Annotated in this window: 10 protein-coding genes; 8 read left to right on the plus strand and 2 right to left on the minus strand. The window is 57.2% G+C overall.

Features of this window, described 5'->3' with window-relative positions; genetic code table 11:
* Positions 1 to 24 precede the first annotated feature (24 nt).
* Positions 25 to 1,491 (minus strand): alanine/glycine:cation symporter family protein, encoded by a 1,467-nt coding sequence (locus tag AC0ZWN_RS11310; protein ID WP_476335069.1) that lies wholly within the window; start codon positions 1,489 to 1,491, stop codon positions 25 to 27.
* A 173-nt stretch (positions 1,492 to 1,664) separates the two neighbouring features.
* Here AC0ZWN_RS11310 and AC0ZWN_RS11315 point away from each other — a divergent pair, with 173 nt between their 5' ends.
* Entirely contained in the window at positions 1,665 to 2,474 is an 810-nt protein-coding gene (locus AC0ZWN_RS11315) for a helix-turn-helix domain-containing protein (RefSeq protein WP_476335070.1), read from the plus strand.
* 116 nt (positions 2,475 to 2,590) lie between these two features.
* Here AC0ZWN_RS11315 and AC0ZWN_RS11320 read toward each other — a convergent pair whose 3' ends face one another.
* Positions 2,591 to 3,487 (minus strand): LysR family transcriptional regulator, encoded by an 897-nt coding sequence (locus AC0ZWN_RS11320; RefSeq protein ID WP_194935489.1) that lies wholly within the window; start codon positions 3,485 to 3,487, stop codon positions 2,591 to 2,593.
* A gap of 162 nt (positions 3,488 to 3,649) precedes the next feature.
* On the opposite strand from AC0ZWN_RS11320, the gene amaB reads away from it, so the two are divergent.
* The 7 genes from amaB to AC0ZWN_RS11355 all read left to right on the plus strand — a co-directional run bounded on the left by amaB (position 3,650) and on the right by AC0ZWN_RS11355 (position 12,133).
* Positions 3,650 to 5,140 (plus strand): L-piperidine-6-carboxylate dehydrogenase, encoded by a 1,491-nt coding sequence (gene amaB, locus AC0ZWN_RS11325; RefSeq protein ID WP_476335071.1) that lies wholly within the window; start codon positions 3,650 to 3,652, stop codon positions 5,138 to 5,140.
* Positions 5,141 to 5,304: 164 nt separating this feature from the next.
* On the plus strand, positions 5,305 to 6,588 hold the full coding sequence (gene amaA / locus AC0ZWN_RS11330; protein WP_476335073.1) for an L-pipecolate oxidase: 1,284 nt from the start codon (positions 5,305 to 5,307) through the stop codon (positions 6,586 to 6,588).
* Positions 6,589 to 6,956: 368 nt separating this feature from the next.
* Positions 6,957 to 8,090, plus strand: coding sequence for an ABC transporter substrate-binding protein (locus tag AC0ZWN_RS11335; RefSeq protein ID WP_038360427.1), 1,134 nt, complete (start codon positions 6,957 to 6,959; stop codon positions 8,088 to 8,090).
* Positions 8,091 to 8,331: 241 nt separating this feature from the next.
* Positions 8,332 to 9,246: an ABC transporter permease subunit gene (locus tag AC0ZWN_RS11340; protein WP_095047314.1), complete on the plus strand. Its 915-nt coding sequence runs from the start codon at positions 8,332 to 8,334 to the stop codon at positions 9,244 to 9,246.
* A gap of 3 nt (positions 9,247 to 9,249) precedes the next feature.
* Positions 9,250 to 10,551, plus strand: coding sequence for a high-affinity branched-chain amino acid ABC transporter permease LivM (gene livM / locus AC0ZWN_RS11345; RefSeq protein ID WP_095047315.1), 1,302 nt, complete (start codon positions 9,250 to 9,252; stop codon positions 10,549 to 10,551).
* The gene (locus AC0ZWN_RS11350; RefSeq protein ID WP_007915898.1) at positions 10,548 to 11,420 is read left to right on the plus strand and encodes an ABC transporter ATP-binding protein; all 873 of its coding nucleotides are present in this window, start codon (positions 10,548 to 10,550) and stop codon (positions 11,418 to 11,420) included. Before livM ends, AC0ZWN_RS11350 begins: the two co-directional genes overlap by 4 nt.
* Positions 11,417 to 12,133, plus strand: coding sequence for an ABC transporter ATP-binding protein (locus AC0ZWN_RS11355; RefSeq protein ID WP_007915900.1), 717 nt, complete (start codon positions 11,417 to 11,419; stop codon positions 12,131 to 12,133). Before AC0ZWN_RS11350 ends, AC0ZWN_RS11355 begins: the two co-directional genes overlap by 4 nt.
* The last annotated feature ends 76 nt before the right edge of the window (positions 12,134 to 12,209 follow it).

A 12,209-nucleotide genomic window follows, 5' to 3' on the forward strand; every position in this document is an offset into this window, starting at 1 on the left:
TTAATGACTCTGCATTTATTTTATCTATGCCGGAGTTGTCTGTTTGTCGACTTCCAGAGGTCGAGCGGGCTCGCTACGATTCGTTGTGCATGAGTGGCCAGCCAGCGGCGGCCACGCCCCAGGATCAAGGTCCAGATCAAGAAACAACTTTGAATCGAAAAGAGGTGTCTTGATCCCGGCGCGACGTTGTTCTTCATAGTCGCGCAAGATGCGCATGCATATTTTGAAAAGCAAAGCCATCGCTATTAGGTTGACGAGTGCCAGTAACGTCATGGTGATATCTGCAAAGGCCAGAACAGTGGAGAGATCTTCGATGGATCCCCAGAACACTAAAATCAACACTAGCGCACGATAGAGAATTAGCATTTTACGAGGTTCGTCAAACATGAACCGCAAACTGTTTTCTCCTAGGTAATAGTTGTATAGCATCGCCGTGAATACAAACAACGCAAGCACCACGCTTATAAACATCCTCCCCCAGTCTCCGACAACGGCGGCTAGAGAATTTTGTGCCAGAGCAATCCCGTCACCTTCGAGGCCCTGAGTGTAGAACCCGGATAGCAAAATCATGAGTGCAGTGCATGTGCAGAGCACGAACGTATCGATGAAAACACTCAGTGCTTGTACGACTCCCTGCGCAACCGGATGACCGACCTTCGCTACTGACGCAACGTTGGGAGCACTACCCAGTCCTGCTTCGTTGGAAAATACTCCGCGTCTGACTCCCATAATGATTGCGCTGCCAACCAGACCGCCAAACGCCTGATCCAGACCGAATGCGCTTTTGATAATGGTCACCAGCACTATCGGAACTTGATCGATCTGCAGAATCAACACGTAGCCCGTCACGCCGATGTAGGCGAGAACCTTAAGGGGAACCAAAAGGTCAGCGACTGCTGCTATGCGCTTTATCCCGCCGACGAGGACGACTCCCAGAATCAAGGAAAGTGCTAGTCCTGACCACATGGGCGGCAGACTAAACGCGTCCTTTAACGAGTGCGATACTGCATGGGACTCGAGGCCATTGATTGCAAATCCGAAGGTCACCAGCATTAATACAGCCGCTATTATCCCGAGCCAGCGTTTGCCCAGACCGTGTTGGATGTACCAACACGGGCCCCCTCGATAGAGACCGTTTTCGTCGCTGCGCTTATAGAGTTGACCGAGCATACATTCGAAGAAGCTACTCGACATGCCCAACAGAGCGGTCATCCACATCCAGAATACTGCGCCGGGCCCACCCATACTCACCGCAATACCGACCCCAACGATATTGCCGGTGCCGACACGACCCGCAAGGCTGAGTGTCAACGCCTGAAATGAACTCAATTGATGGCTGCCGGTGTGCCAACTGCCGCGTAAAACACCGAACATGTGGGGGAAGTATCTAATTTGGACAAAATTCGACCGGATTGTGAAGTAGCTTCCCAATCCAAGAACCAAAGGTATTAATACCTTGCCCGACAGAAAATCGTTGATAACGTCTAGCATTCAAAGCTCCTTGCTATTTAGAGTGCTGGCAAATTGATGGTGTGGTCAGTCCTGACGACTTTCAGGGGCGTAATATCCAGCCATATTTCATTCGATGCAATTTCGCAAGTTGCTTAAAAGTGATGCGAGTTGCTGCTATGGTTGCGCCTTCTTTATTTATGTTGAGTCATTGTATGTGTGAGTTTCTTCCGGCGAATTTGAGGCTGCTGTGTAGTCACTACAGATCTGTCGCGGAGGTTTGTAGGAAAGTTCGTATTAATCGTGGGCAATTCAATAAGTACCTTTGTGGGAAAAGTGTTCCTACACCTTTTAATCTCAAGCGGATCTGCGATTTTTTTGGTGTGGAAGAGTTTGAGATAGGACTGCCGGCGGAGCAATTCATAGCCCTGATTAGCATTAAGGACAGTAAAAGTCCGGCTCCGAGAAAAACGACTGCACCACAGATAATGCATGAACATCTTCGCCAGAATTCTTCGGCGGAACTGAAAGCCCATATCGGTTATTACTACGAGTATTATCATGCAATGACTGACCCCGGCTCTATTCTGTGTTCGCTTGTGCAAGTGCGGGAGGAGGGCGATGACATCATCTACGAGCGAAACGAGCGCTTACAAATAGCCGGTGCGGGGGAGGGCTTTGAAAGGTATCAATATTTGGGTGTTGCTTATTACCTGCGGGATCGTTTGTTTTTCATCGATTATGAATCGCTTACCTCCAACGAAATAAGTCAGACTATTCTCATCCCCAGTTTTAAAAGCTGTATTACACGGCTCAATGGTTTGAAGATGGGGGTGTCTGCTGCGGACTGTCGTGCCCCCGCGTGCTCGAGGGTTGTCTGGGAGTATCTGGGGCAGGAAATCGATCGGGTAGATGCCTATCGACGTGTTCGGTTGTACAAGACTGATGATTGCGCTATCGACGATGATCTGCGCGCGCGTCTAGCTCAGGCTCAAGTTGTTGAGGGCCTATTTGTTATCGCCTGAAAAATTCCCGTATTAGCAGCTGTCGAGGGAGTCGATGTGCGATCTTTTGATGTTGGTTTTTTAAGATCAAAAGATCGCAGCCTCGTTACACTCGACAGCTCGTATAGGGTGATCGGTCAGGGATTGTCGATCTGCTCCAGCATCCACTTCACGAAATCCCGTACCTTCGGCACTTCCGCCGCATGCTCCGGGTATGCCAGGTAATAGGCATCGGTGCTGGGCATGGCATGCTCAAAAGGAATGACCAGTTTGCCGTCGGCCAATTCCTCTTCCACCAGAAATCGCGGCAACAACGCCACACCGCAGCCAACCTGCGCGGCACGGATGCACATATAAAAGGTTTCGAAACGCGGCCCGTGATAGCTGTGCTCGGTCTGATAACCCTGACTGTCGAACCAGTCGTGCCAGGCCTGCGGGCGCGAGGCATTTTGCAGCAGGACCAGATCGGTGAGTTGCGTCGGATCAGTAAACGGCTTATCAGGCAGGCTGCCCGGCGCGCACACCGGCACCAACTCTTCGCCGAACAACTTCAGGCATTCAGTGCCGGGCCGTGAACCCTGGCCGAAATAGAACGCCAGATCGCTGCGCCCTTGCAGCAGATCATCCGCTTCCTGCTCGTTGCACAAGTCCAGATGAATCGACGGATGGCGCAGCCGCCAGCCTTTCAGGCGCGGCACCAGCCAGCGCGCACCGAAGGTCGAGGGCGTCGAGACGCGCAGGACTTCGGTCTCGCCGCCGTAGGAACGCAGGTAATGCGTCGACATCTCCACTTGTGTGAGGATTTTTCGTACTTCAACCAAGTACAAATCCCCTGCCGGGGTCATCTGCAAACGTCGACGCACGCGGCGAAACAATAAATGCTGCAACAGCTCTTCAAGCTGCGCGACCTGTTTGCTCACCGCACTCTGGGTCAGATTCAGTTCCTCAGCGGCGCGCGTGAAACTGAGGTGCCGGGTCACGGCCTCGAAACACTGCAGGGCGGTGATCGAGGGCAAGTGGCGTTTGTTCAGCATGGCCGATCCTTTTCTTGTCTTTCTAGCGCAGCATGAATAAACGGAATGATATCTCGCGTAAAGGTCGTTTGTTGCCTCGCCATTGTGACGCTACAACTAAAGGCCTGCCCGGTCGCGAAAAAGCGTCCGCACACATTCAGTTTTTTGCTTGAGGAGTGACCCATGGTTGCCGCATTGCTTGATCGTCTTGGTGTGAACCCGGCCCTTTATCAGAACGGCAAAGTGCCGGTAAATTCGCCGATCGACGGCAGCCGCATTGCCGCCGTGAACTGGGAAGGCCCGGCCGAAGTCGAGCAGCACATCAGTCGCGCAGATCATGCGTTCGAGCAGTGGCGCAAGGTACCGGCTCCGCGTCGTGGCGAGCTGGTGCGTCAATTCGGTGAAGTACTGCGCGAATACAAGGCTGATCTCGGCGAACTGGTTTCCTGGGAGGCGGGCAAGATCACTCAGGAAGGCTTGGGTGAAGTCCAGGAGATGATCGACATCTGCGATTTCGCCGTCGGCCTGTCCCGCCAGCTGTACGGTTTGACCATTGCCTCCGAGCGGCCGGGCCACCATATGCGTGAAACCTGGCATCCGCTGGGCGTGGTCGGGGTGATCAGCGCGTTCAACTTCCCGGTTGCGGTGTGGGCATGGAACACCACGCTGGCGCTGGTTTGCGGCAACCCGGTGGTGTGGAAACCGTCAGAGAAAACCCCGTTGACCGCGTTGGCCTGCCAAGCGCTGTTTGATCGCGTGGTGAAGAATTTCATCGATGCGCCGGCGAACCTGTGCCAGGTGATCATCGGCGGTCGCGATGCCGGCGAAGCGCTGGTCGATGATCCGCGTGTCGCACTGATCAGCGCCACCGGTAGCACGCGCATGGGTCGCGAAGTGGCGCCGAAAGTCGCCGCGCGTTTCGCTCGCAGCATTCTGGAGCTGGGTGGCAACAATGCGATGATCCTCGGCCCGAGCGCCGATCTGGACATGGCGGTACGGGCGATTCTGTTCAGCGCCGTCGGTACTGCCGGGCAGCGTTGCACCACCCTGCGTCGACTGATTGCCCATGAGTCGGTGAAGGAAGAAATCGTTACTCGCCTCAAAGCTGCGTACTCGAAAGTGCGCATCGGCAATCCGCTGGAAGGCAATCTGGTCGGCCCGCTGATCGACAAGCACAGCTTCGAAAACATGCAGGACGCGCTGGAGCAGGCGTTGAGCGAGGGCGGTCGGGTGTTCGGTGGCAAGCGTCAGCTTGAGGATCAATTCCCCAACGCCTACTACGTTTCGCCGGCGATCGTTGAAATGCCCGAGCAAAGTGATGTGGTTTGCAGTGAGACCTTCGCACCGATTCTTTATGTAGTCGGCTACAGCGATTTCCAGGAAGCGCTGCGCCTGAACAACGCCGTGCCACAAGGTTTGTCGTCGTGCATCTTCACCACCGATGTGCGCGAGGCCGAGCAGTTCATGTCGGCAGTCGGCAGCGACTGCGGTATCGCCAACGTCAACATCGGCCCGAGCGGTGCCGAAATTGGCGGCGCGTTTGGTGGCGAGAAAGAGACCGGTGGCGGGCGTGAGTCCGGCTCGGACGCCTGGCGCGCCTATATGCGCCGGCAGACCAACACCGTGAACTACTCGCTAGAGTTGCCGCTGGCGCAGGGCATCACATTCGACTGACAGGTGGAGATCCCTCCTTGTGGGAGCGAGCCTGCTCGCGAATACGGTGGGTCAGTCGACATTGATGTTGGCTGATACGCCCCTTTCGTCGGAACGCCGCCCGGAGCAAGCTCGCTCCCACAGGATCAGCACTGTGTTTGGCAGGTTTCTGTTGGAGTCTGGCAATGCCGTTACGCGAAGAATGTCTGTGGGAAAAGCTCACGCCACAAAGGCCGGATAAAACCGCGCTCAAAGGCGAAGTCAAAGTCGATGTCTGCGTGATCGGCGCCGGGTTCACCGGGTTGTCGGCGGCGCTGCATCTGTTGGAAAAAGGCAAAAGCGTCTGCGTGCTGGAGGCTCATCGCGCGGGGCACGGTGGTTCCGGGCGTAACGTCGGACTGGTCAACGCCGGCATGTGGATCCCGCCGGACGAGATCGAAGCCGGTTTCGGCGAAGCGGTGGGCAGCCAGCTCAACCGCATGCTCGGTGCGGCGCCGGCGCTGGTGTTCAGCCTTGTGGACAAGTACAACATCGATTGCCAGTTGCGCCGCGAAGGCACCCTGCACATGGCGCACAACGCCAAGGGCGAGGCGGATTTGCGCAGCCGCGAGCAACAATGGAAACGTCGCGGCGCACCGGTTGAACTGCTGACCGGCAAGGCCTGCGAGCAAGCCACCGGCACGCAAAAGATTGCCGCGGCTTTGCTCGATCGCCGCGCCGGCACGCTCAACCCGATGGCTTATGTCACCGGGCTGGCCAACGCGGTGAGCGGTCTCGGCGGGCAAATGTTCGATCATTCTCCGGTCACTCGCCTTGAGCGTCAGGGCGCGAAGTGGTCGATGCAGACCGAACACGGTTCAGTGCTGGCCGAGCAAGTGGTCATCGCTTCCAACGCCTACACCGAAGGCGACTGGACCGAACTCAAGCGCAACTTCTTCCCCGGTTACTACTATCAGGTCGCTTCGGTGCCGCTGAGCGAAGACGCCGCGCAGGCAATTCTCCCAGGCGGGCAGGGCTCGTGGGATACGCGTCAGGTGTTGAGCAGCATCCGCCGTGACAAAGAAGGGCGGTTATTGCTCGGCAGCCTGGGCAACGGCAATCAAAAACCGACCTGGTTTCTCAAGGCCTGGGCCGACCGCGTGCAGCAGCATTATTTCCCCAATCTGAAACCGGTCGAGTGGGAATGCACCTGGACCGGGCGTATAGCTTTTACGCCAGATCACCTCATGCGCCTGTTCGAGCCTGCGCCGGGACTGGTGGCCGTCACCGGTTACAACGGCCGTGGCGTCACCACCGGCACCGTGGTCGGCAAGGCTTTCGCTGATTACCTGTGTAACGGAAATCCTCAAGCCCTGCCGATTCCCTTCGCACCGATGCAGCCCCTGACCGGTGTGGGCTTGCGCAGTTGCCTGTACGAGGCCGGGTTCTCGCTGTATCACGCGGGCCAGTGCCTGCGCATTGTGATTTGAGTGTTGAAATATGTTGCCGGACGCGGCGCTTTTTCACGTAGCGACTAGCCTGTAATGGTGCGGGTTGTAGCAGTCCCGCACCAGCAGTGTGCAGTTCGGTGACGCGGGTTGTTACAGGCTGGTTGCACGTCGTTTGGCGCCGCGGTTGCAATGATGGCGCGTGCGGGTTGCGCCTGAAAAAATAAATGGTTTCACCTTCCGCGGTTTAGACGGTTGCACGCCCAATGAAAATGGGAACGAAACAGTCGAAATAACAAGAAAGCAGCGACTTTTTGAAGAATAAAAAACCGATGGCACGGCCCTTGCTCAGAGCAATCAGTGAAGTGAAGTCGCAGTGCCAACTAAAAAAAACCTTGGAGCACCACCTCATGTCCCAGACGTTTTACAAGAAAGGCTTTCTGGCCCTCGCAGTGGCTACTGCGTTGGGTGTTTCTGCGTTTGCTCAAGCTGATGTGAAAATCGGTGTAGCTGGTCCAATGACGGGCGCCAACGCGGCATTTGGCGAGCAGTACATGAAGGGTGCACAGGCAGCGGCTGACGCAGTCAACGCGGCAGGCGGCGTCAACGGGGAGAAAATCGTACTGGTCAAAGGCGATGACGCCTGCGAACCGAAGCAGGCCGTGACGGTCGCCAAGGACCTCACCAACCAGAAAGTCGCCGGCGTGGTCGGTCATTTCTGCTCCTCTTCGACCATTCCAGCGTCGGAAATCTACGACGAAGCCGGGATCATCGCGATCACCCCGGGTTCGACCAACCCACAAGTCACCGAGCGTGGCCTCAGCGCCATGTTCCGTATGTGCGGGCGTGACGATCAGCAAGGCATTGTGGCCGGCGACTACATCGTCGACGTGCTCAAGGGCAAGAAAGTCGTCGTACTGCACGACAAAGACACCTACGGCCAAGGCCTGGCGGATGCCACCAAAGCCCAACTGGTCAAGCGCGGCGTGACGCCTGTGTTGTACGAAGGCCTGACCCGTGGCGAAAAAGACTTCAGCACCATCGTTACCAAGATCCGTGGCGCTGGCGCCGACGTCGTCTACTTCGGCGGTCTGCACCCGGAAGCCGGCCCGCTGGTTCGCCAACTGCGTGAACAAGGCCTGAAAGACGTCAAGTTCATGTCCGATGACGGCATCGTGACTGACGAGTTGGTGACCACCGCCGGTGGCCCGCAATTCACCGATGGCGTGCTGATGACCTTCGGCGCCGACCCGCGTCTGTTGCCAGAGAGCAAGACCGTAGTGGACGCTTTCCGCAAGGCCGGTACCGAGCCTGAAGGCTACACCCTGTACGCCTACGCTTCGGTGCAAACCCTGGCTGCCGCGTTCAACGGCGCCAAGTCCAACAAGGGCGAAGAGGCTGCGGCCTGGCTGAAGAAAAATCCGGTGAAAACCGTGATGGGTGAAAAAACCTGGGACTCCAAGGGCGACCTGAAAGTCTCCGACTACGTGGTTTACCAGTGGGACAAGGACGGCAAATATCACCAGCTGGAAAAACAGAAGTAAGGGCTGACGCGACCCTTTGAACTCCGCAAAGCCCTGTGGGAGCGGGCTTGCCCGCGATGACGGCCTGACAGTCGACAACTGTGTTGAATGTTCTACCGCTATCGCTGGCAAGCCAGCTCCCACAAGGTCCTGTGGTGATCGAACCGTTCGCGCTCTGACATTGCTCCGACGTAAATCTGTATTTTTCCTAGAAGAACCGCACTCCACAGGTGTGCAGGTTCTCACTGCGTGAGATTGCGTTATGGATGGTATTTTCCTGCAGCAACTGGTCAACGGCCTGACCCTCGGGTCGGTCTATGGCCTGATCGCCATCGGCTACACAATGGTCTACGGCATCATCGGCATGATCAACTTCGCCCACGGCGAGGTTTACATGATTTCTGCTTACCTGGCGGCAATCAGTCTGGCTCTGCTGGCGTACTTCGGTATCGAATCTTTCCCACTGCTGATGCTCGGCACGCTGATCTTCACCATCGTCGTCACGGCGGTGTATGGCTGGGTCATCGAGCGTGTCGCTTACAAACCCCTGCGCAACTCCACCCGCCTGGCACCGTTGATCAGCGCCATCGGTATCTCGCTGATCCTGCAAAACTATGCACAGATCGCCCAGGGCGCCAAACAACAGGGCGTACCTACCCTGCTGAGCGGTGCGTGGCGTGTTGAAATCGGTACCGGCTTCGTGCAACTCACCTACACCAAAGTCTTCATTCTGGTGGCCGCATTCGTCGGCATGGGCCTGCTGACCTACGTCATCAAGTACACCAAGCTCGGACGCATGTGCCGTGCGACCCAGCAAGACCGCAAGATGGCTTCGATCCTCGGCATCAATACCGATCGGGTCATTTCCTATGTGTTCATCATCGGTGCAGCCATGGCGGCGCTGGCCGGCGTACTGATCACCATGAACTACGGCACTTTCGACTTCTATGCCGGCTTCATTATCGGCATCAAGGCGTTCACCGCAGCGGTACTCGGCGGGATCGGTTCATTGCCCGGGGCAATGCTCGGCGGGATCATCCTCGGCATCTCCGAGTCGCTGTTCTCCGGCCTGGTCAACTCCGACTACAAAGACGTGTTCAGCTTCTCGCTGCTCGTACTTGTTCTGGTCTTCCGGCCGCAGGGCCTGTTGGGCCGTCCTCTTGTGTCGAAGGTGTAAGCGATGTCTTCAACCACTCAAAAATCCATCGATATCAAAAAAAGCCTGGTTGAGGCGATTCTTGCCGGCCTGATTGCCCTGATCGTTTTCGGTCCGATTGTCGGCGTCGTGCTCGAGGGTTACAGCTTCAACCTCGAACCGACCCGGGTGGCCTGGATCATCGGCATTGTCATGATCGGCCGCTTTGCCCTCAGCCTGTTCCTGCAAACGCCCAAGGGCCTGAAAATTCTCGACGGATTCGAGAGTACTGGCTCTGGTGTGCACGTGCTGCCTGCCGATCACAAATCCTCGCTGCGCTGGATCATCCCGCTGCTGATTGTGCTGGCCGTCATCGTGCCGTTTGTCTCCAACTCCTATCTGCTCGGCGTGGTCATCCTCGGCTTGATCTACGTGCTGCTGGGGCTGGGGCTGAACATCGTGGTCGGTCTGGCCGGTCTGCTCGACCTCGGTTACGTGGCGTTCTACGCCATCGGCGCCTACGGTCTGGCGCTCGGTTATCAGTACCTCGGCCTGGGCTTCTGGACGGTGTTGCCATTGGCGGCGATCACGGCCGGGCTGGCCGGCTGCATCCTCGGTTTCCCGGTGCTGCGCCTGCACGGCGACTACCTGGCAATCGTGACCCTGGGCTTCGGTGAAATCATTCGCCTGGTCCTCAACAACTGGTTGTCACTGACCGGCGGCCCGAACGGCATGCCGGCGCCATTGCCGACGTTCTTCGGTCTGGAGTTCGGTAAGCGGGCGAAGGATGGCGGGGTGCCGTTTCACGAGTTCTTCGGCATCGCCTACAACCCGGATGTGAAGTATTACTTCATCTACGCGGTTTTGTTCCTCGTGGTGCTGGCCGTGTTGTACATCAAGCATCGTCTGGTGAAAATGCCGGTCGGTCGCGCCTGGGAAGCCTTGCGTGAAGATGAAATCGCCTGCCGCTCGATGGGTCTCAACCACGTGTTGGTCAAGCTCTCGGCGTTCACCATCGGTGCATCGACCGCCGGTCTTGCCGGTGTGTTCTTCGCGACCTATCAAGGCTTCGTCAACCCGACCTCGTTCACCTTCTTCGAATCGGCGCTGATCCTCGCCATCGTCGTGCTCGGCGGTATGGGCTCGACCATCGGTGTGGTGATCGCCGCGTTCGTGCTGACGGTTGCTCCGGAATTGCTGCGCGGCTTCGCTGAATACCGCGTGCTGCTGTTCGGCATCCTGATGGTGTTGATGATGATCTGGCGACCACGCGGGCTGATCCGCATCAGCCGCACCGGGGTCACTCCACGCAAAGGTGCCATTCACTATGAGAGGACTGCGCCATGAGTGAAGTCGTACTCTCTGTTGAAAAACTGATGATGCATTTCGGTGGCATCAAGGCCTTGAGCGATGTCAGCCTGAAGGTCAAACGCAACTCGATCTTCGCCCTGATCGGTCCCAACGGTGCTGGCAAGACCACGGTGTTCAACTGCCTGACCGGGTTCTACAAGGCCACTGGCGGCAAGATCGAACTCAACGTGCGCGGGCAGCAGACCAACGTCATCCAGTTGCTGGGCGAGTCGTTTAAGCCGACCGATTTCGTCTCGCCGAAATCATTCCTCAGCCGCATGTACTACAAAATGTTCGGCGGTACGCACCTGGTAAACCGGGCAGGCCTGGCGCGGACATTCCAGAACATTCGCCTGTTCAAGGAAATGTCGGTACTGGAAAACCTGCTGGTGGCCCAGCACATGTGGGTCAACCGCAACATGCTTGCCGGCATCCTCAACACCAAGGGCTACCGCAAGGCCGAAAGTGACGCGCTGGATTGCGCGTTCTATTGGCTGGAAGTGGTCGATCTGGTGGACTGCGCCAACCGGCTCGCCGGTGAGCTTTCCTACGGCCAACAGCGTCGTCTGGAAATTGCCCGGGCCATGTGCACGCGGCCGCAGATCATCTGCCTCGACGAACCGGCCGCCGGCCTCAACCCTCAGGAAACCGAAGCGCTCAGCGCGATGATCCGGCTGCTGCGCGACGAGCACGATCTGACCGTGGTGCTGATCGAACACGACATGGGCATGGTTATGAGCATTTCCGACCACATCGTGGTGCTGGACCACGGCATCGTCATCGCCGAAGGCGGGCCTGAAGCGATTCGCAACGATCCGAAAGTGATCGCAGCCTATCTGGGCGCCGACGAAGAGGAGCTGGTATGACGCAACCGATCCTCGAACTCAAAGACCTCGACGTCTTCTATGGCCCGATCCAGGCGCTCAAAGGTGTTTCGCTGCAGATCAATGAAGGGGAAACCGTCAGCCTGATCGGCTCCAACGGTGCCGGCAAATCGACGTTGCTGATGTCGATCTTCGGCCAGCCACGGGCGGCAGGCGGGCAGATTCTTTATCAAGGCGTCGACATCACCCACAAGTCCTCGCACTACATCGCTTCCAACGGCATTGCGCAGTCGCCGGAAGGGCGGCGAGTGTTCCCCGACATGACCGTCGAGGAAAACCTGCTGATGGGCACCATCCCGATTGGCGACAAGTACGCCAAAGAGGACATGCAACGTATGTTTACGCTGTTCCCACGGCTTGAAGAGCGACGTAACCAACGGGCGATGACCATGTCTGGTGGTGAACAGCAAATGCTCGCCATTGCCCGTGCCTTGATGAGCCGACCAAAGTTGTTGCTGCTCGATGAGCCGAGCCTGGGCCTGGCGCCGATTGTGGTGAAGCAGATTTTCGCGACCCTGCGCGAATTGGCGAAAACCGGGATGACCATTTTCCTGGTCGAGCAGAACGCCAACCATGCGCTGAAGCTGTCGGACCGCGCATATGTGATGGTTAACGGCGAGATTCGCCTGACGGGCACGGGTAAAGAGTTGCTGGTGAATGAGGAGGTGCGTAACGCCTATCTGGGCGGGCACTGATTCTTCGACGTTATGCACAGCCCCGGCGACGAAGTCCCGGGGTTTTTTCATTCCGCAAATCCACCGCAACCCCCTG

This window comes from Pseudomonas sp. 3B-A001-10F (assembly GCF_056313565.1).

What these genes read in the sequence shown, in the direction of transcription:
- AC0ZWN_RS11310 (WP_476335069.1), bottom strand. Translation starts at nt 1,491, where the DNA reads ATGCTAGACGTTATCAACGATTTTCTGTCGGGCAAGGTATTAATACCT.
- AC0ZWN_RS11315 (WP_476335070.1), top strand. Translation starts at nt 1,665, where the DNA reads ATGTGTGAGTTTCTTCCGGCGAATTTGAGGCTGCTGTGTAGTCACTAC.
- AC0ZWN_RS11320 (WP_194935489.1), bottom strand. Translation starts at nt 3,487, where the DNA reads ATGCTGAACAAACGCCACTTGCCCTCGATCACCGCCCTGCAGTGTTTC.
- amaB (WP_476335071.1), top strand. Translation starts at nt 3,650, where the DNA reads ATGGTTGCCGCATTGCTTGATCGTCTTGGTGTGAACCCGGCCCTTTAT.
- amaA (WP_476335073.1), top strand. Translation starts at nt 5,305, where the DNA reads ATGCCGTTACGCGAAGAATGTCTGTGGGAAAAGCTCACGCCACAAAGG.
- AC0ZWN_RS11335 (WP_038360427.1), top strand. Translation starts at nt 6,957, where the DNA reads ATGTCCCAGACGTTTTACAAGAAAGGCTTTCTGGCCCTCGCAGTGGCT.
- AC0ZWN_RS11340 (WP_095047314.1), top strand. Translation starts at nt 8,332, where the DNA reads ATGGATGGTATTTTCCTGCAGCAACTGGTCAACGGCCTGACCCTCGGG.
- livM (WP_095047315.1), top strand. Translation starts at nt 9,250, where the DNA reads ATGTCTTCAACCACTCAAAAATCCATCGATATCAAAAAAAGCCTGGTT.
- AC0ZWN_RS11350 (WP_007915898.1), top strand. Translation starts at nt 10,548, where the DNA reads ATGAGTGAAGTCGTACTCTCTGTTGAAAAACTGATGATGCATTTCGGT.
- AC0ZWN_RS11355 (WP_007915900.1), top strand. Translation starts at nt 11,417, where the DNA reads ATGACGCAACCGATCCTCGAACTCAAAGACCTCGACGTCTTCTATGGC.